This is a genomic window from Winogradskyella psychrotolerans, from assembly GCF_018860545.1.
Taxonomy (GTDB): domain Bacteria; phylum Bacteroidota; class Bacteroidia; order Flavobacteriales; family Flavobacteriaceae; genus Winogradskyella; species Winogradskyella psychrotolerans_A.
Map to the genome: position 1 here is coordinate 105,163 of NZ_JAHKPN010000044.1, position 20,093 is coordinate 125,255.

The 20,093-nt window shown below is 33.7% G+C and carries 16 protein-coding genes; 14 read left to right on the plus strand and 2 right to left on the minus strand.

Translation table 11 applies throughout. The features are described from left to right. Window positions 1-48: 48 nt before the first annotated feature. A complete protein-coding gene (locus tag KO515_RS15135) occupies window positions 49-2,526 on the minus strand; it encodes a polysaccharide biosynthesis tyrosine autokinase (protein WP_252723888.1) in 2,478 nt (825 codons plus the stop codon). Between the two features lie 6 nt (window positions 2,527-2,532). Further along, window positions 2,533-3,333 (minus strand): polysaccharide biosynthesis/export family protein, encoded by an 801-nt coding sequence (locus KO515_RS15140; RefSeq protein WP_215937180.1) that lies wholly within the window; start codon window positions 3,331-3,333, stop codon window positions 2,533-2,535. Window positions 3,334-3,435: 102 nt separating this feature from the next. Here KO515_RS15140 and KO515_RS15145 point away from each other — a divergent pair, with 102 nt between their 5' ends. The 14 genes from KO515_RS15145 (at window position 3,436) to KO515_RS15210 (ending at window position 19,957) form a co-directional block, all read left to right on the plus strand. Continuing rightward, the gene (locus KO515_RS15145; RefSeq protein WP_215937181.1) at window positions 3,436-5,298 is read left to right on the plus strand and encodes an ABC-F family ATP-binding cassette domain-containing protein; all 1,863 of its coding nucleotides are present in this window, start codon (window positions 3,436-3,438) and stop codon (window positions 5,296-5,298) included. 170 nt (window positions 5,299-5,468) lie between these two features. Continuing rightward, window positions 5,469-6,239 (plus strand): O-methyltransferase, encoded by a 771-nt coding sequence (locus KO515_RS15150; RefSeq protein WP_215937182.1) that lies wholly within the window; start codon window positions 5,469-5,471, stop codon window positions 6,237-6,239. 166 nt (window positions 6,240-6,405) lie between these two features. Further along, complete coding sequence (locus tag KO515_RS15155) at window positions 6,406-7,092, plus strand: ABC transporter ATP-binding protein (protein WP_215937183.1); 687 nt, start codon at window positions 6,406-6,408, stop codon at window positions 7,090-7,092. 439 nt (window positions 7,093-7,531) lie between these two features. Then, window positions 7,532-8,107 (plus strand): cob(I)yrinic acid a,c-diamide adenosyltransferase, encoded by a 576-nt coding sequence (locus KO515_RS15160; protein ID WP_215937184.1) that lies wholly within the window; start codon window positions 7,532-7,534, stop codon window positions 8,105-8,107. 361 nt (window positions 8,108-8,468) lie between these two features. Beyond that, window positions 8,469-8,690 (plus strand): DUF2795 domain-containing protein, encoded by a 222-nt coding sequence (locus KO515_RS15165; RefSeq protein ID WP_215937185.1) that lies wholly within the window; start codon window positions 8,469-8,471, stop codon window positions 8,688-8,690. A gap of 251 nt (window positions 8,691-8,941) precedes the next feature. Then, window positions 8,942-12,298, plus strand: coding sequence for a preprotein translocase subunit SecA (gene secA, locus KO515_RS15170; protein ID WP_215937186.1), 3,357 nt, complete (start codon window positions 8,942-8,944; stop codon window positions 12,296-12,298). Between the two features lie 360 nt (window positions 12,299-12,658). Beyond that, on the plus strand, window positions 12,659-13,339 hold the full coding sequence (locus KO515_RS15175) for a hypothetical protein (protein ID WP_215937187.1): 681 nt from the start codon (window positions 12,659-12,661) through the stop codon (window positions 13,337-13,339). A 332-nt stretch (window positions 13,340-13,671) separates the two neighbouring features. Continuing rightward, window positions 13,672-14,697, plus strand: a complete 1,026-nt coding sequence (locus KO515_RS15180; RefSeq protein WP_215937188.1) for a hypothetical protein — start codon at window positions 13,672-13,674, stop codon at window positions 14,695-14,697. Window positions 14,698-14,737: 40 nt separating this feature from the next. Continuing rightward, window positions 14,738-15,802, plus strand: a complete 1,065-nt coding sequence (locus tag KO515_RS15185; RefSeq protein WP_215937189.1) for a hypothetical protein — start codon at window positions 14,738-14,740, stop codon at window positions 15,800-15,802. Window positions 15,803-15,959: 157 nt separating this feature from the next. Continuing rightward, window positions 15,960-16,703, plus strand: a complete 744-nt coding sequence (locus tag KO515_RS15190) for a hypothetical protein (RefSeq protein WP_215937190.1) — start codon at window positions 15,960-15,962, stop codon at window positions 16,701-16,703. Between the two features lie 190 nt (window positions 16,704-16,893). After that, window positions 16,894-17,715 carry a hypothetical protein gene (locus tag KO515_RS15195; RefSeq protein WP_215937191.1) on the plus strand — a complete coding sequence of 274 codons (822 nt, stop codon included), beginning with the start codon at window positions 16,894-16,896 and terminating at the stop codon, window positions 17,713-17,715. Between the two features lie 178 nt (window positions 17,716-17,893). Then, the gene (locus tag KO515_RS15200; RefSeq protein WP_178984698.1) at window positions 17,894-18,418 is read left to right on the plus strand and encodes a GNAT family N-acetyltransferase; all 525 of its coding nucleotides are present in this window, start codon (window positions 17,894-17,896) and stop codon (window positions 18,416-18,418) included. 251 nt (window positions 18,419-18,669) lie between these two features. Next, on the plus strand, window positions 18,670-19,407 hold the full coding sequence (locus KO515_RS15205) for a DUF6090 family protein (protein ID WP_215937202.1): 738 nt from the start codon (window positions 18,670-18,672) through the stop codon (window positions 19,405-19,407). Between the two features lie 82 nt (window positions 19,408-19,489). Beyond that, on the plus strand, window positions 19,490-19,957 hold the full coding sequence (locus KO515_RS15210; protein ID WP_215937192.1) for a DinB family protein: 468 nt from the start codon (window positions 19,490-19,492) through the stop codon (window positions 19,955-19,957). Window positions 19,958-20,093 lie beyond the last annotated feature (136 nt).

Consider the following 20,093-nt stretch of genomic DNA (forward strand, 5'->3'; position numbering starts at 1 on the left):
AAATTGAACCTCATAAATAATCAACGGCCAATAGTTTAAGACTAACAACTAAAGCCGCCTCAAAAATCCTTTTATTTTCTTAAAAATAGACTGCTTATCATTCTCATGGTACGCATTACCATACACACCATAACCGTAGCCATAACCGTAACCATAGCCATAGCCGTACCCATAATTACTATTGTTTTTATGCCTATAAAAATTCAGAACAAAACGTACATTTTTCAGCTCTCCAGTGCGATGTTTAGCATTTACTAATTGCAGCATGCCTTTTTTCGTATAATCTAAACGCACCATAAAAATAGTTGCATCCGCATATTGTGTGAGCTCTAAAGCGTCCGTAACCAAACCTAAAGGTGGAGTATCTAAAATAATCATATCGTAATCCTCTTTAAGTTGACTAATTAATGCTTTTAAATTACCACTCATTAATAACTCAGAAGGATTAGGCGGAATAGGACCTGATGGTATAATATCTAAATTCTCAATATGGGTATGAGTCACAATATCTTCAAAATCATCATCCCCAATTAAATAATTAACAACACCTTTATCATTGGTAATGTTGAAATCATCAAAAATCTTCGGTTTTCGTAAATCCAACCCTAAAAGAATAGTCTTTTTACCAGAAAGTGCATAAACTGTAGCTATATTTATAGATGTAAACGTCTTACCTTCACCACTCACTGAAGAGGTAATCATTAAGGTGTTTGCCCCCTCTTCGGAATCCTTTTTATTAAAGATAAATTGCAAACTTGACCTTATCGACCTAAATGACTCTGCTACAGCGGATTTTGGTTTTTCAAAAGCAACCAAGTTATTTTTATACCGATATTTCCCAACTAGTCCTAAAATTGGAATTTTAGATAAGCGAGCTATCTCATCAGAACCATGTATGGTATTATCCAAAAGAAAGACAATAAAGATAAGAAACATTGGAATAAAAAAGCCCAGCATTAGCCCCATCAAATAATTTAAGGTCTTATTAGGACCAATCAAGCCACTTCCAATATCCTTTGCTTCATCAATAATGGTAATATCCGAAATGTTCGCTGCCTTAACAATGGCTGCTTCACTACGTTTAGACATATAAACATCATATGCTTCTTGGCTAATATCCAACTTTCGCTGAATTTTTAAATATTGTTGCTCATCTTCAGGTAGGCCGGTCAGTTTCGCTTCTAAATTTGCGATATTTCGATTTAAAGTCCCAACACGGATTCCAATTGTTCCTTTCGTTGCATCAATCGTTTCAAGCAAGACATTTTTCTCAGAATCTATTCGGCGATCCAACTCTTTAAACAAATCTGAACTTTCCTTAGTTGTGTATTCTAAATTTTGCCGCTCCGCTGCTAAAGCTACTATGTTTGATACACTATTTAAAATGTTACTTTCCTCTATACCTACACTCGTTGGAGCTGCGATATTTGTGTAATTTGTCTTTGTATTTAAATATACTTCGAGGTTCTTTAAATATTCTAATTTAGACTCTTCTTCTTGTTTTGCCAATTCAAATTGTCTTAATTCTTCTGATATTTGAGCAATTTCTGCACTTACATTAAATACCTTATTATCTTTTCTAAATTGATTCATCTCATCGGTAAAATCTTGAAGACTCGTGTTTACCGCTGCAAGACTACTATCAATAAACTTAATGGTGTTTGTAGCATATAAATTTTTTCGCTCTAATTCAGTAGCACTTAAAATTGCTGAAGTAGTATTGAGATAATCGACAATTTTTTCTTTATTATTTCCTGCCAATTGCAATCTTAATATTGAACCAGATGAAGCCCCAAAAGTGTTGATTATAATGCCATTTTTATACGTGTTAACAACTCCATCGAAATTCTTAAATCTCAAAAAATATTCATCCCCAGGCTTAATATCATTAGAAGCCTTTATTCTAACTTCTCCATTGAGAAATGGCAAGTTAATTGGCTCCCTATTTCTAAAGCGTTTTACATAAACACCATCCGTCATCTTAACCGTCGATTTAGCTTTATCACCGTAACGCTGCCCTTTAGAACTTGTTCCTTCAAAAGCAGTAAAAACCTCAAATTCCTCTGCATTTAAAAATCGAATACCTACAGCATATTCTAAAACTTGAGGTTTCGATTTATCTATTATAAACTCGAACGGAGCTTTCTTATAAACATCTATTTTATGATACTTCCCCTCCTCTAAATACTGCATGTAATATTGCAAAGAATCTACAACTAGTTCATTGTGCGTCCGGGTTTTTACAGCAGTCATGACTTTCCCTACTTTCCCTGAAGCTCCACCCCAATTAAAAGAAATACTGGTATTGGCTGTAAAAAAAGGGTTCTGATCGTTTTCTACAGAAATTAAAGAATCGAGTTTATAGACATTTTGTTTTCTAACATTTATAAAGTAAGCAATGAGCATTGCTGCACCGGCACAAATTAAAACAAACTTCCATAGGTTTAAAACCTTAAAAAGATAACCTCTAAAGTCAAAACTTATACTTTGTGACTCATGGTCTTCTAATTCATCATAATCCTTCATAATAATTTATAATCTTGAATAAAGTAAAAGCCCTGTGGTTATTAAGGAAACTATTGAAGCAATTGTAGCGATACTAGAAATTGCCGTTGTACCAGTCCCAATGGTCTTCTGTACCAACGGTTCAACATAAATAATATCATTAGGCTGAATATAATAATACGGCGACTCCATAACCTTTATATCAGTTAAATCCAAACTATGTATTTTCTGACCCTGTGGATATTGTCTAATAATTTTAACATCCTTTTTATTACCAGTCAAAGGAATTTCTCCAACATTCGCAATCGCTTCAAATATATTCACGCGTTCAGTGAATAACACCTGACTTCCAGGCCTCCCTACTTCACCACTAGCCGTATATCTTAATCCTGCTAGTTTTACCGTCACAAAAATATTAGCCGTTTCTTTAAATTGTTCTTCTAGTAATTTTTTTTCTATGCTTTTTTCAATTTCTTCCGTGGTAAAGCCTAAAACATTAATATAACCTAACGTCGGAATTCTGACATTGCCATGCACATCTACCGTGAACCCATCAAAAAAAGCGCGTTCAGCACTGCTCGCATTTAAATTTCCGTCTCCTGTAGGATTTAAAATAGTGACCGTTTCTTGATCAAGGGCTTTTACACGGATATTCAAGATATCGTTAACTTGTACACGATAAGGTTTCTGAATTTCAATCAAATTATTTGGAATCGTATCGTTAACATCCCCCTCCTTAACTTGCAAATAAACCGTGTCTTTATGAGGGATACAAGACGAAACAACAACACAACTCAAAACAATTATTAAAAGCTTAATAGGCTTCATATATACTATGGATCTTTGGACACAAATATAATGTATCAACACTAATATCAAAACTAATACGTTTCTTTTTGGTTTATTTCCGTTCTTTGCAAAAAAAATAGTTTGAATTACCTTAACGTAGAAAATATATCAAAATCATTTGGAGAGCTCGTACTTTTTAAAGATTTGTCATTCAGCATTCACAAAGATCAGAAAATCGCTTTTGTGGCGAAAAACGGAAGCGGAAAAACCTCTATTCTTAAAATGTTAGCTGGGAAAGACACTCCTGATGATGGACAAATAGTCGCTAGAAAAGGGCTGCGCTTAGCCTTTTTAGATCAAGAACCAGATTTAGATCCTAATCTTACCCTCGAGGAAACTATTTTTGCGTCTGATATTCCCATTCTAAAAATCATTGAAGCCTACGAACATGCTTTAAAAAACCCTGAAGATACGGATGCTTATCAAAAGGCATTTGAAGGTATGGATCGGCATAACGCGTGGGAATTTGAAACCCAATACCAACAAACTTTATCCCAGTTAAAATTAGATGATCTTACCTTAAAAGTTAAAACACTTTCTGGTGGACAAAAAAAACGTTTAGCATTAGCACAAGCCTTATTGAGTAAACCAGATATCTTAATTCTCGATGAGCCTACCAATCATCTCGACTTAGAAATGATTGAGTGGTTAGAAGACTATTTTTCAAAAACGCAGCAAACCTTATTTATGGTGACGCACGACCGTTATTTTTTAGAACGTGTTTGTAACGAAATTATAGAATTAGATCATGGCGAACTTTACACCTATAAAGGCAACTACTCTTACTATTTAGAAAAGAAAGAAGCTCGAATAGAAAATCAAGCGACGGAAGTTGGTAAAGCCAAACAACTCTTTAAAAAAGAATTGGAATGGATGCGCCGTCAACCTAAAGCGCGTACTACTAAATCTAAAAGTAGAATTGATGATTTTTCGGAAATTAAATCGAAAGCCCACCAACGACGTAACGATCATACTATCGAATTAGACATTAACATGGAACGTTTGGGGAGTAAAATCATAGAATTTCATAAGGTTTCCAAGGCCTTTAAAGATAAAACGATTCTTAATAATTTTGAATATACCTTCAAAAAAGGAGAGCGCATCGGTATTATTGGTAAAAACGGCACAGGAAAATCAACATTTTTAAACCTCCTTACACAAACAGCGCAACCCGATAGCGGTAAAGTTGTTTTAGGTGAAACGGTTAAAATCGGTTATTACACGCAAGGCGGAATTAAAGCCAAACCCAACCAAAAGGTGATTGATGTCATTAAAGAGTTTGGCGAGTATATTCCACTAGCCAAAGGCCGACAAATTAGCGCACAACAATTACTAGAAAAGTTTTTATTTGATAGAAAAAAGCAATGGGATTTTGTAGAAAAGCTAAGTGGTGGTGAACAAAAACGTCTGTATTTATGTACCGTTTTAATTCAGAATCCGAACGTTTTAATTCTCGATGAGCCTACAAACGATTTAGATATTGTAACCTTAAACGTACTTGAAGAATTCCTTATGGATTTCCCAGGAGTATTATTAGTGGTGTCTCACGACCGTTATTTTATGGATAAAATCGTGGACCATATGTTTGTGTTTAGAGGTCAAGGTGTCGTTGACGATTTCCCTGGTAATTATTCAGATTTTAGAGCCTATGATGCAAGTCAACCTAAACAAATTGAAGTAGTAGAAAAAATTGACAATTCAAAAGCCGAAAAGCAAAACGAAGCCAATAAACTAGATTATAACGAACAAAAAGAATACAAGAATTTAACATCAAAAATAAGAGCATTAGAATTCGACAAAACAGAACTTGAAGCCAAATTCCTTAATCCGGATCTATCACAAGACCAAATCAGTGAACTTTCAGAAAAGCTGCAGGTAATTATTGATACCATTGAAGAAAAAGAAATGCGTTGGTTTGAGTTGGCTGAGAAACTGGAAGGTTAGAAGCCTCTCACAAAGCCTCAGATACACAAAGCATTAAGCTAAGTCATATCTTTTTTTCTATGCACCTTAGCGCCTTTGCAAGAAAAGAAACTTTACAACTCTGCACCTCTGAAACTTTGCAACTTTGAAGCTTTGAAACTTTGAAACTTTGAATCTTTAAAACTCCAAACGTGTACCCAATAATAGCATACATAAAATTCCTATTCAATTCCTCCAATCAGCACGGAGTCCACTCCCCTTTTGTTTATAATTTTGTCACCAAATGCCTTTATGACAAAACGAAATATGAAGCCTACACTAAACTTGAGCACTATAAAAAAGAGTTACGCAACTCAAAAACAACGCTACAAATAACAGAATTAGGCGAAGGCTCAAAAACTTTAGACGCTAATCTCAGACATGTATCTAAAATGGCAAAGACCTCTAGCAGTTCTAAAAAAGATGCACAGCTTTTATACCGACTTTCAAAATATTTTGGGTTTAAAAATAGTTTAGAACTAGGTACGTCTCTTGGCATGGGAACTTATGCTTTAGCATTAGCAAATCCAACTTCACAGATTATTACTATTGAAGGCTGCCCAAACACTTCAGATTATGCCAAATCCAAAATAGTAAATAACAATATAAGGAATGTGGAATTCTTAGTCGGTAATTTTATGGATACAATTCCCAATTTAAAAGAAGAGACTTATGATTTTATTTTCTTCGATGGACATCATAACAAAGAGGCTACTATTCAATATTTCGAAGCCTTATTACCAAAAGTACATAATGACTCTGTTTTTGTTTTTGATGACATTTATTGGTCCAAAGGCATGACGGAAGCATGGGAATACATCAAAAATCATGATGCTGTTACGGTGACCGTTGATGGCTTTCATTTAGGGTTCGTGTTTTTCAGAAGAGAACAAGTCAAAGAACATTTTAAAATTAGAATGTAACAGGAATGTCACCCTGAGCGCAGTCGAAGGGTCTTACAAAATCAATCCACTTTTTAATAATTTACCTTAGATTGTAACAACCCAACAATTTAAACGTCTTATTGTTTCAACTGACTTTTAAATTCTTTTATCTTGCAAAAGGTTTAAGCAACAATATCTTTTATATATGAGCGGCAATGTCATCGAAATTAGAAACATCATTAGAGATTTTAAATTAGGACAAGAGATTGTTCATGTTTTAAAAGGTATCGATTTAGACATCAAGCGTGGAGAATATGTGGCCATTATGGGACCATCAGGTTCTGGAAAATCGACATTAATGAATCTATTAGGTTGCTTAGATACCCCAACTGCAGGTTCCTATAATCTAAACGGAAATGACGTCAGCCAAATGTCAGACGACGAACTCGCCGATATTAGAAACACAGAAATCGGATTCGTATTTCAAACCTTCAACCTACTGCCAAGAACCACAGCTTTAGATAATGTCGCTTTACCAATGGTCTATGCAGGATTCTCAAAAAAAGACCGTATCGCACGTGCCACCGAAGTCTTAACCGATGTAGGCTTAGCAGACCGTATGGATCACAAACCTAACCAATTGTCAGGTGGACAACGGCAACGTGTCGCTGTAGGAAGAGCCTTAGTTAATAAGCCCTCAATCATCTTAGCCGATGAACCAACAGGAAACTTAGATTCTAAAACAGGAGTAGAAATCATGAAACTCTTTGGAGATATTCATGCTGCAGGAAACACCGTAATCATGGTAACGCATGAAGAAGACATTGCAGCCCACGCTAAGCGTGTCATTCGTTTACGCGATGGTGTTATTGAGAGTGATACGTTTAATTAGTAGGCAGTGGTCAGTTGGCAGTAGGCAGTGGTCAGTAAAACAGTGGTCGGTATTCAGTTGTCAGTGGTTAGTAGGCAGTGGTCAGTAAGACAGTATTCAGTGGTCAGTAGGGAGTTACTTTTAGCCTTTAGGTCAACATAGTCATCATCAACTAAAAACTCTATTCTCTATTCTCTATTCTCTATCCTCTATTCTCTATTCTCTATTCTCTATTCTCTATTCTCTATTCTCTATTCTCTATTCTCTATAATCCTGACTCTTGGTTGTTGCATCCTGCCTCGTTCCAACTAATCATCAACCAACAACTATATCTTCTATCTTCATCCTCAAATCTCAAAACTTTCCACTTCACACTTCTCTCTTTACACTTTTAACTTTCCACATATAATTTTTTAATCATAATTCTCAACGTTTCACTCATAACGCTTAACTTTGAAATATGAAAGTATACACAAAAACAGGAGACAAAGGCACAACCGCACTTTTCGGTGGCACAAGAGTTCCTAAACATCATATAAGAATTGAAAGCTACGGCACCATAGACGAACTCAATTCACATATTGGCTTAATTAGAGATCAAGATATAGATCAATTGTACAAAAACGCTTTGATGGATATTCAAGATCGGCTATTTACAGTCGGAGCTATTTTAGCAACAGACCCTGAAAAAGCAACATTAAAAAGTGGAAAAGACCGATTGAACATCCCAAAGATTTCCAGCGAAGACATTGAACAGCTAGAAAAAGGAATGGATCTTATGGAAGACAGCCTTCCTCCAATGACGCACTTTGTTTTACCTGGTGGTCATCAAACGGTGTCATTCTGTCACATTGCACGTACAGTATGCCGTAGAGCGGAACGTTTGGCGTCGCACCTTAACGACATAGAACCATTTCAACCCGAAACTTTAATGTATATTAATAGACTATCTGACTACCTTTTTGTGTTGGCACGGAAGTTGTCACATGACTTACACGCTGAAGAGATAAAATGGATTCCGAATAAAGAATCTTAATTAAGTCGTCAGTTCGAGTGTTTCGACTTTTTTGTCGAAATGTATCGAGAACAGAGTTTTAATGATAAGTTCGACTCTTGATACTAGCTTATTGGATTAAAAAAATCAATAAATTTACTCGAATTTATGAACACCAAAACTCAAAAGCACAAGATTAAAAAGCAAAATTTAGTCTGAAATAAAAGTTGAAAAATTACACGTTCTTTTTATTAATGATAAAACATTTATGAGTAGATTTTGAAAGGTTCAAAACACCTACCTATAAATGTTCTGCAAGACCGGTAAATTAATTAATTTGATTTTTTCTTGGATTGTTCAACTAAAAATTTATTTTTGCAAAAATTAAATTACACACGCAATTATGTATTGGACATTAGAATTAGCATCTTATTTAAGTGATGCACCTTGGCCAGCAACCAAAGATGAGCTTATTGACTACGCAATTAGAACAGGATCACCATTAGAAGTTGTTGAAAATTTACAAGCGATAGAAGATGAAGGAGATTCTTATGACTCTATTGAAGAAATTTGGCCAGATTATCCAACTGATGAAGATTACCTCTGGAACGAGGATGAATATTAACACATAAAATTATCACAAAAAAGTCTCTTGCGTTATCTTAACTAAGAGACTTTTTTTATTTTGGGATGTTATTTTATTCCGATTCCGAAATAAAACCGATAAACCATAGACTGTCCCCTTGAGTGGACTTTAGGGGTGCTTTTATTTAATAATTCAATGAATTAGAAGCATCACATTTTTAAAATATTGAAAAACGAACTGAAATTAACAATAAAGATTGATACCAATCAATCCGTTACAAACATTATTATATGACCTTTTTAGATAAAGTACTTAAAGTTTTTGTTGGAGATAAATCCAAACAAGACGTTAGTGCCATTAAGCCTATTGTTGAAAAAATAAAAACGTTCGAAAAAGCTTTAGAAGCTTTATCAAATGACGAACTTAGAGCAAAAACAGCTGAATTTAAAGCAAAAATTGCCGAAGCAAGACAACCGCTTCAAACTAAAAAAGAAGACCTTTTAGCAAAAGCACAGGTTACTGAAGATATTGATGAACGCGAGGACATGTATCTTGAGGTCGATAAAATTGATGATGATATCTACGAGGTTACAGAAGGAGTTTTAAATGACATTCTACCAGAAGCATTTGCTGTGGTCAAAGAAACTGCAAAACGTTTTGTTCACAATACAGAGATCCCAGTGACTGCAAATGCTTTTGACCGTGAAATTTCTGGTGACAATGATTATGTAACTTTAGAAGGTGACCAAGCCATTTGGGCTAACTCTTGGGATGCTGCAGGGAAGCCAATTACTTGGGACATGATTCATTATGATGTGCAACTTATCGGTGGTATTGCCATGCACCAAGGAAAAATTGCAGAGATGCAAACAGGTGAAGGTAAAACGTTGGTAGCAACACTTCCAGTATATTTAAATGCATTGGCTGGTAAAGGAGTGCACTTAGTAACGGTTAATGATTACTTGGCAAAACGTGATAGCGCATGGATGGCACCAATTTTTCAATTCCATGGAATGAGTATTGATTGTATCGATTACCATCAACCTAATTCTGATGCACGACGTAAAGCCTATAATGCAGATATCACTTACGGAACCAATAATGAATTCGGATTCGATTATTTACGTGATAACATGGCGCATTCTCCTGGTGACTTAGTACAACGTCCACATCACTATGCTATTGTCGATGAGGTCGATTCTGTATTAGTCGATGATGCACGTACACCATTAATTATTTCTGGTCCAGTGCCTAGAGGCGACGAGCACGAGTTTGATGCACTTAAACCTAAAGTACAACAAATTGAAGAAGTACAACGTAAATATCTCATCGGTGTTTTAGCAGAAGCTAAGAAATTAATCGCAGCTGGTGATACTAAAGAAGGTGGTTTTCAATTACTACGAGCATACAGAGGTATTCCTAAAAATAAAGCCTTAATTAAGTTTTTATCGGAAGAAGGTATCAAGCAATTACTTCAAAAAACGGAAAACTACTACATGCAAGATAACAATAGAGAGATGCCAAAAGTTGATGCAGAACTCTACTATGTTATTGATGAAAAAAATAATCAAGTTGAATTATCTGATAAAGGTGTTGAATTCTTATCAGGAAAAGATGATCCTAATTTCTTCGTGATGCCAGAGATGGGAACTGAAATTGCTAAGATTGAATCTCAGGGATTATCTTCTGAAGAAGAAGCCAATCTTAAAGAAGATTTATTTAGAGATTTCGGAATTAAATCGGAACGTATTCATACTTTAAATCAATTATTAAAAGCTTACGCCTTATTTGAAAAAGACAATCAATATGTTGTGATGGACAACAAAGTTATGATTGTCGATGAGCAAACAGGTCGTATCATGGATGGTCGTCGTTATTCAGATGGACTGCACCAAGCGATTGAAGCTAAAGAAAATGTAAAAATTGAAGCGGCAACACAAACATTCGCAACCGTTACCCTTCAAAATTACTTTAGAATGTACCGCAAATTGTCTGGTATGACAGGTACTGCGGTCACTGAAGCAGGTGAGCTTTGGGAAATCTATAAATTAGATGTGGTTGAAATTCCAACCAACCGACCAATCGCTAGAGATGATAGAGACGATTTAGTATACAAAACAAAGCGTGAAAAATACAACGCGGTTATTGATGAAGTAGTTAGCTTATCTAATGCCGGAAGACCTGTATTGATTGGTACAACCAACGTTGAGATTTCAGAACTTTTAGGAAAAATGTTGAGTATTCGTAAAATAGACCATAACGTCTTAAATGCAAAACAACACAAAAAAGAAGCTGACATTGTAGCCCAAGCTGGTAATGCGGGACAAGTAACTATTGCCACCAATATGGCTGGTCGTGGTACCGATATTAAGTTGAGCGACGAAGTAAAAGCAGCAGGTGGTTTAGCCATTGTGGGTACGGAACGTCACGATTCGCGTCGTGTCGATAGACAGTTACGTGGTAGAGCTGGTCGTCAAGGAGATCCGGGAAGTTCACAGTTTTATGTGTCTTTAGAAGATAACTTGATGCGTTTATTTGGTTCTGAGCGTATCGCTAAGATGATGGATAGAATGGGCTTAAAAGAAGGAGAAGTGATTCAACACGGCATGATTTCTAAGTCTATTGAGCGCGCACAGAAAAAAGTTGAAGAAAATAACTTTGGTGTTCGTAAGCGTTTACTAGAATATGATGATGTTATGAACGCACAACGTGAAGTGATTTACAAGCGTCGTCGTAATGCTTTACATGGAGAACGTTTGAGAGTTGATTTAGCCAATATGATTTTTGACACCTCTGAAGGTATAGCTATCACCAACAAAGATGCTAATGATTTTAAAAACTTTGAGTTCGAATTAATTCGTTATTTCTCAATGGAGTCTCCTATTTCTGAAACTGAATTCGGAAAAATGAACGCCACAGATATTGCGGGTACAATTTACAAAGCAGCCTTTAAGCATTATCGCGAAAAAATGCAACGTGCCGCAGATTTAGCCTTTCCTGTTATTGAAAATGTATATGATACGCAACGCGACAAATTCAAACGTATCGTTGTCCCATTTACAGATGGAGTTAAGAATTTACAAGTGGTAACAGATTTACAAAAAGCTTACGAGACTAAAGGTACACAGTTAATTAATGATTTTGAAAAGAACATTACTTTAGCCATTGTAGATGATGCTTGGAAAGTACACCTACGTAAAATGGATGAGCTTAAGCAATCCGTGCAGCTAGCTGTACATGAGCAGAAAGATCCATTATTAATTTATAAGTTTGAATCTTTTGAGCTGTTTAAAGCGATGATTGATCAAGTGAATAAAGATGTAATTTCATTCTTATTTAAAGGTGAAATACCTCAAGAAACAGCGAACACCATTCAAGAAGCAAAACAACGTAAGCAAGAAAAATTAGAAACTCAAAAAGACGAGATTCAAAATTTAGACGAACGCGCATCACAAAGCAGACAAGCTGGAGAAGGAGCATCGCGCCAACAACAGCAAGTCGTTGAAACTATTGTGAGAGACCAACCAAAAATTGGGCGTAACGATAAAGTGACGATTAAACATGTGATGAGCGGAGAAGCCAAAGACGTTAAATACAAGCAAGCCATTCCTTTAATTGAAAAAGGAGAATGGGTACTTGTAGAATAAAAATATACCGTCACACTGAGCGCAGTGCTTATTAAAAATTTGTAAAACATCCTGATGTAACCCATCAGGATTTTTTTTTGATACAAGTAAGATCACGTCGGTATTCCACCGTTTTTTTTCGTCGGTAGGTGTCAAAAAACTTTACAACACTAAAAATCAAATTAACTCAAATTCCTAAATCTCATTAGGTTTTAGTAACTTTAAAACAACAATTCAATCCATCACTCAAAACACCCAACCCTTCTAACATTCCAATCATCCAATCATCCAATCATCCAAAAATCCAAAAATCTAACAATCTAACAATCCAACAATCCAACAATCTAACAATCCAACAATCTAACAATCCAACAATCTAAAATGAAACACATCTTCTCTGCATTAATTTTCACAGGACTAATATTATCTTGTAATTCAACAGACAAAACAAATACAACCCCAAAAGATTCCAATAAAAAGGAAACCGAACTACAAACAGCTTCACTAGAAAGCAACACACAATTAAAACCTATTGATTCAGACGACGCTTTAATTGCCACCGCATTAATGTCAGCTCCAGAAGCCAGCCGATCAGGATGTAAAGTCATAGGTTATAATATGGCAGGCGAATTTGTAACCTTAAGAGAAGGTGATAATGAATTTATTGTTTTGGCAGACGACCCTAATAAGGACGGCTTTAGTTCTGCTTGTTATCACAAAGATTTAGAACCATTTATGGCAAGAGGACGTGCTTTAAAAGCAGAAGGTAAAAAACATCAAGAAATCTTCGATATTCGTGAAGAAGAAATGAAAGCCAGTAAATTTAATATCACTTCAGGAGCAACCTTACATATCTATGCCGGACCAAAAGCGGAGTACGACCCTAAAACAGCAAAAGTAGATGGTGCAAAATTACGCTATGTGGTGTATCTCCCTTGGGCTACAGCAGAATCTACAGGTTTACCAGAAGCACCAGTGGCCTCAAATCATCCCTGGATTATGAATCCTGGTACGCATAGAGCACATATTATGATTTCTCCTATAGCAGCAGCCAATCATTAAAAGCTAAGGCCATATAATGGCTCAGGCCAACCCATACCATAAAAAAATCTTGATGTATCGCATCAGGATTTATTTGATACCATTACAAAAAACAGTAACCATCAACCCTATAACGTTCATATTTTTATGGATATATACGTAACGTGACGTACTAAACTTTAAAAAGTATTGCGTAGTTTTATAAACTAAGTACGGAGTGCTATAGCTTTAGTTATTCAGAATTAAAGAAGGGATAATGTGAGTGATTACTCTGTTATAACACGTTGGCAGTAATTTGGGAAAACCAACAAAGATTAGTAATTCCTAACAATATTCAGAAACTCATAAACATTATGAAAATAAATATAGACAACATAATTATTGAAATTGAACCTGAATTATTAAGTATATTTCATCAACCAATAAATGTTTTCTCGACTGACAATTTGATTGTTACTACCAAAATATCTGAATATAAAAATGTAATTATTAATTTAAAGATAAGTTTAGAAAATGATATATGGAATGTTCCCTATTTATTACAATTTAAAAAAAATTTAAAAGAAGTATTTCTAGAGAAATATTCAGATACTTTTATCGAGTTATCAACAAACATCAATGATGATGATGATGATGATGATGATGATGAATTGAATAAGTACATCCCTTCAAAAACAGATATCTTTGAATTTTCTCTAACTCGCTATTTAAACAAACCATATTTTGAGATTTTCGAAAACAATTTTAATGAATCTGTGTTTAAACTATTAAACTATATAGATACAATTAATAGTTCATCAATATCAAAACAAAATTACGAGTTTATAGATAAATCAGATTTTTTTATTTTTAATGCCCAAGAAATAGAAAATATTGAATTAAATGAAAAATTTGTTATCAGAGAGTATCGAATCCGAGATATAAAGTTTGATAATATTTCTAACTTTAATAAATATCATAAAGACAAATGGAAAGTACCTCATTTAAACTTTAAGAAATTAGATTTTAATGTAGCAAAGGTTTCCTGTATTGGAACTGTACCAAATGATAATGGTTGGAGTTATGAACTAATCGAAAACGATGGTAGTTTAAAAATCATTTTACCAGAAAAATACTATTCCAAATATATTCCAAATTTTGAAGAAATTACACCTTATTTAGACTTAAGTAGTAATGGTTCCTCTGAATTTAATGATTTTCAAGGAGCAAACATCTTTTCTGGAACTTACAAGGAGTGTTATGCAACCCTCAACAACTCTAAAGAACTCTATAAACTAGAACTTGACTTATTAAGAAAAAGAGAAAAGGCAGAACAAAGCGGCAGAGATAATTCGGATTTAGATGAGGAAAGATTGAAAAGGTCAAGATGGCATTATTAATATAAGTCTTATCAAAAAAATAATTTTCATATAAAACTAAATGACTAAAAAGGAAACTATAATAAAAGCAATCACAGAAATGGATATTGACTTGTTTGATATCTGTTTAGACAATGACAAAGCATATATGGAAGTTTCTAAAGAGTTATTTATTAAAACTTTAAGTAATACGTTTGAGAACTTAAAAAAACAAGGAGTAACCAAATTTGAAAAAGCATCAAAAGGTACTTGTAACAAATGCTACAAAGGTTGCAGTGGTTATACTTTTTTGACAAAAAATAATGATTATTTAGATTTACTTTTTAAAGAAGAAAATAATGAAGTCGTAGATTTATTTAGATGTAGTGATTTTAAAAATGAGGAAAATCTAGTTAAGAAAAATTGTATTTATTTTAGGTTTAAAAAAGACGAAAGTAAAAACTACAATCCTTCATCTCATATTGCCACACTACAAAAACAAGTGGAAATTGCTGTAAAAGAATTTGAGGAATTTGAGAACAAAATTACTGATATTGAGGAGTTCGTTTTTTGGTTTCAACACAATAAAAAATTACATAATTCCGTAAAGGACTTACATTGGGATTATAATTTTGTTTGGTCTTTTTTATCAATTTATGTGACAATTGAGAATTTTAACGAATTAACAAAAAATCATAATTCTGCTAAAAAGGCACTTGCTGAATTTGATAATTCTTCAGAAAAATCAATGATTGATTGGTTAATAAAATACGAGAAAAGTAATTTACGATTTACAAGTGGCTACGAAAAAACTGAAAATTGGGAAAAGTCAAATCTAATTCTTTTTAAAAATGGAGAAACATTTTTTGAAACTGGCGGAGAAATAAACTTGTATAATAATGTTTTAGTAGATATTAAAGAATATAAAGAATCAATCCAATTTTCCGACTTGTTTAGTAAGCATTATTGGGAATATGAAAAAAAGTATGCACCAACCAAAGAACTATTTGAAGTCTATGGAGATTTTGAAATCGAACTATCCGAATATCTATCAGCACGGAATTTATATCCCGAAATTTTAAAGAAACATAAAATAAAAACGAAAGAAAAACAAGAAAAAACTACTGCCAACACCGTGTATAATTAATTGCTTTTTTAGGCTTACTCACGAAAATTCCTGCGGAATTTTCTCTGGCAAGTAAAAGTTTGCTAACTTAGTTGCTAAACCACGCAACACCCAAGCGCAGCGAACAGACGAAGTAAACCATACACAAAACCGTTAGCACACATATGACCAACCAATAATGTTCTGGAATAAAAAGACAAAATTACCGATTACCAAAGAGGATAAAATTTGGATTGACGAAGACCTTAATTGGTTGCGGACTGAAATTGGCGAAGAACACTTTATGGAAATCCGAACAGTAACACCAACAATAGATTTTTATAACAGAACTTTTGACGGAACTGAAAAAGATGCGGAATTCATACTCAAACGGACAATGGAATTAATGAACATTCGAGATACTGAAATTAAACTCGAATTCTTTGCAGACGAAGCGATTGAAATGGATGATGGAACAACTTTGACAACACCAGCAGATATTAACGGTAGTTGGAAAAGTGCAAGTGGAACTTATGAGCAGACCGAAACAGAAACGATAATATCAATCGAAAGAGGACAATTAAAAAATACGATTTCTCTAATTGCTACAATATCACACGAGTTATCACATCAGATTTTATTAGGAGAAAACAGAACAGAAGAAAATGACGAATTTTTGACTGACTTTACAGCAATAACTTATGGGTTTGGTATTTTTATTGGAAATTCTCGTTTTAATTTTTCCCAATTTGCAACAGGCGGAACATTTGGTTGGAATTCAACTGGACAAGGATATTTACCAGAACAAATAATTGCCTATGCAATGGCTTGGTTATCTAAAGAAAGAAATGAAAAAACTAAATTCAGTCAACATTTGAATAAATCAATGAAAAAATATTTTGAACAGAGTTATAAATATTTGACGGACGAAAAAAACGAATAAAAACGTGTGGTAACACCATGTATAATTAATTGCTTTCTCGTTTTTTACTTGGAAAATTCCTTCGGAATTATCACGGGTTCATAAATGTTTATTAACTTAGTTGCTTAACCACGCAACACCCGAGCGCAGCGAACAGACGAAGTAAACCATATACAAAACCGTTGTGCGTTAAAAAAAATCGTAACTACAAATGAAAATTGAGAAATATAACCAAAGAATATTAGCTGTTTTAGGAACAGTTGGAGTTATTTTTATAATTGTAGCGTTGATTGCGTTTATTTCTATAACTATTATGGAACATCGAAGGTTTAACGATTACGACGACACAGAAACAGGAATTTTATCAGATGAAAAAATAGAGGAATTACAAAAAGAAAATAAAAGAGAGCAAGTCATTTCTTTCAGACAACCGAGATTAATTGACACTATAAATTCGACTTACATTATTCCTGTTTCTCATAAAACCCTGGACGAACAAGAAGACATCAATGGACTTTTAAATGCTTATAGTGGTTCATCTAAATACGAACCAAGTGATAATCGATATTCAAGTGGAACACATGGAATTTATAATAATGTAATTGTTTATAAGCCAAAAACTGAAAACAGTAAAAAACTATTCAATGAGAGAATTAATTTTAACAGAATTCAATCAGAATATTTTGATGACGACATTTATTTACTAATGAATATTGCAAAAAATGACACCTATAAAGATGGAGTGATAAACCTTAAAGATTTTAAAAGTCTTTACATATATTCTCTAAATAGTGAGAAACTTAAAAATGTTGGGATTGATGGAATGGATGTTTATGATTATGAATTTTTGAACGAGACAAAAGATCTGTTTATCAGGTTTGGAATTGACAAAAATGACGATGGAACTTATAATGAATATAACGAGCCGACAATCATAAAAAAATATAATTTAGAAACCGGAATTTTAACGGATATTGTTGACGAAAAAATACGTTCGGGACTTCAGAAAACACTTGAGGGAACTAAAAAATAACGAACGCACAACACCATGTATAATTAATTGCTTGGTCACTGTCCACTTACACATATTTCTGCGGCATATTCTATCTGTGATTTATTTGCTAAATTACGTGCTATACCAAGCAACACCCGAGCGCAGCGAACAGACGAAGTAAACCATACAACAACACGTTAGCAGAAATTTAAATTCAATGGATTTAATAACAATCAAACAAGCTGAAAAGAATGATTATGAAATTCTTGCATTATTAGGCAGAACTACATGGAAAGAAACTTTTGCAGCATTATTCAGAAGAAAAGAAGATGCAAAAAATTATGCTGATCATAACTTTTCTATAAGTATGGTTAAATCATTTTTAAAGAACCCCAATGCTCATTTTTGGATAGCTTATGTAAATGAATTTCCAGTTGGGTATGCAAAAATAGAAATGCATACGGATTCGGAATTCGTAAAAGGAAAAAATACTTGTAAGCTTCATAATTTTTATGTGTTAAACGATTTTCATTCCATGAAGATTGGTTTAAAACTTTGGAATAAGATACTTGAGAAGGTTAAAGAACAAAAATGTGATAACATGTGGCTATCAGTACTTCATACAAATGATAAAGCAATTCAATTTTATAAAGAAAATAATTTTAATAGAGTTGCTAATTATGATTTTGAAATTGGAATTGATAGCTTCTTAATGCATATAATGGTTCGAGAATTCAAATAATAAAAACAGCAGTCAACACCGCATATAAGTAATGCTAGGTTCTTCCCTACTTGCAAAAATTCCTGCGAAATTTTATCACGCACATAACTAATTATTAGTCACTTATAAACTGCTTTCAAAATTTATTCGGTTTTTATTCCCTAAATTAGAGGTCTAAAAACCTCAACAGGTTAGATACAAACACCTTAGCATTCATTTTCACCAACCGCGAACCAATGATCAAGTTCTTTCGAAAAATACGCTACGACCTTATGGAAAAAAACAAAACGGGAAAGTATTTTAAATACGCCATTGGCGAAATTATACTGGTGGTTATTGGTATTTTGATTGCGCTACAAATCAATAATTGGAATGACAATCGTAAAGAAGAAAAGAGTGAACTATTAATACTTAAAACGCTACAAAAAGACTTTACAGAGAACAAAAAAATATATTCAGACATCGTCGATAAACAGACCTTTGTTATTAATAATTGTAAATCACTTATAGAATGTTTTGAAAGAAAAGATGTACAATACAAGAGAGATTCTATTGGTAAATTTATCTACTACGGAGCTTTTAATTATTACAGAGCCGAACCTATCGTAGGAAGTTATGAAGCTATGGTTGGAAGTGGAGATTTAAAAATATTGAAAAGCGAAACGCTTAAATCAAAATTAGCTTTATTTTCTGCAGAAATAAATCAAGGATTCGAAGATGAAACATTATCAATGAATTTACTAAATACACTACACAATGAATTTAAATCCATTGGAACATTATTTTTAGATAATAGAACTCGACAATTTGTTGGCTTAAACAAGGTTAAAGAAGATAGTGAGCAACAGAATAATATAATCTCAAATTTATATCAAAATCCAAATATTTTACACCCACTCGCTATGAAAACAGGTGTTGAAACTAATAGATTAAACTTGTATCTTAAAATGTTAGATTACTCAAATGAGGTATTAAATTTGATTGAATCTGAACTAAAAGAAAAAAAATAACGAAATCAAAGATTCGACGAAGTCAAAGGACAACAATGGCTATAGGCTGTAATGTAAAACGACACTCCCGAAAACTAAGAAAATGACTCAATCTGAACTCATAATTTTGAACTTTACAGAAATAAGGAGAAGAAGTATAAAACTTTGGAATGGACTACCTGAAAAATATTACAATTGGAAACCTGATGAGAACGCCATGAGTGCGTCAGAAATGATAAGACACGTTTTGGAAGCTGATTATGGCTGGAATCTGATCATTAATCAAGGAGATATGACAAATTATAAAACACCTTGGGAAAACCGACCATTCATTAACGTTAATGATGAACTAGAATTTGCTGAACCTTATAGAAATACATTTTTAGAAAGCATTCGCCAATTTTCGGATACGGAATTAAACACAACCGAAATCATTCATCCAGGGAACGGAGACAAGAAAATCCTTGCAAACTATTTATTGCGGATTGGATATCACGAATCAGTTCACGCAGGACAATTTTTGTCGTATTTAAGAGCAATGAAAATTGATAGACCAAACATATGGGATTGAAAAAAACACTTCAGCAAACAATGGCAATACGTAATGGCTTGTTCTCGCCTACTTACCAAAATCCTCACAGAATATTGCTTCTCCAGTGCACTGCGCTCGGGTCTATCTGTAATTTATTTGCTAACTTCCGCGCTTA

Excerpts from the sequence above, each read along its gene's own strand:
- KO515_RS15135 (WP_252723888.1), bottom strand. The coding sequence starts at position 2,526 with ATGAAGGATTATGATGAATTAGAAGACCATGAGTCACAAAGTATAAGT.
- KO515_RS15140 (WP_215937180.1), bottom strand. The coding sequence starts at position 3,333 with ATGAAGCCTATTAAGCTTTTAATAATTGTTTTGAGTTGTGTTGTTGTT.
- KO515_RS15155 (WP_215937183.1), top strand. The coding sequence starts at position 6,406 with ATGAGCGGCAATGTCATCGAAATTAGAAACATCATTAGAGATTTTAAA.
- KO515_RS15160 (WP_215937184.1), top strand. The coding sequence starts at position 7,532 with ATGAAAGTATACACAAAAACAGGAGACAAAGGCACAACCGCACTTTTC.
- KO515_RS15165 (WP_215937185.1), top strand. The coding sequence starts at position 8,469 with ATGTATTGGACATTAGAATTAGCATCTTATTTAAGTGATGCACCTTGG.
- secA (WP_215937186.1), top strand. The coding sequence starts at position 8,942 with ATGACCTTTTTAGATAAAGTACTTAAAGTTTTTGTTGGAGATAAATCC.
- KO515_RS15175 (WP_215937187.1), top strand. The coding sequence starts at position 12,659 with ATGAAACACATCTTCTCTGCATTAATTTTCACAGGACTAATATTATCT.
- KO515_RS15180 (WP_215937188.1), top strand. The coding sequence starts at position 13,672 with ATGAAAATAAATATAGACAACATAATTATTGAAATTGAACCTGAATTA.
- KO515_RS15185 (WP_215937189.1), top strand. The coding sequence starts at position 14,738 with ATGACTAAAAAGGAAACTATAATAAAAGCAATCACAGAAATGGATATT.
- KO515_RS15190 (WP_215937190.1), top strand. The coding sequence starts at position 15,960 with ATGTTCTGGAATAAAAAGACAAAATTACCGATTACCAAAGAGGATAAA.
- KO515_RS15195 (WP_215937191.1), top strand. The coding sequence starts at position 16,894 with ATGAAAATTGAGAAATATAACCAAAGAATATTAGCTGTTTTAGGAACA.
- KO515_RS15200 (WP_178984698.1), top strand. The coding sequence starts at position 17,894 with ATGGATTTAATAACAATCAAACAAGCTGAAAAGAATGATTATGAAATT.
- KO515_RS15205 (WP_215937202.1), top strand. The coding sequence starts at position 18,670 with ATGGAAAAAAACAAAACGGGAAAGTATTTTAAATACGCCATTGGCGAA.
- KO515_RS15210 (WP_215937192.1), top strand. The coding sequence starts at position 19,490 with ATGACTCAATCTGAACTCATAATTTTGAACTTTACAGAAATAAGGAGA.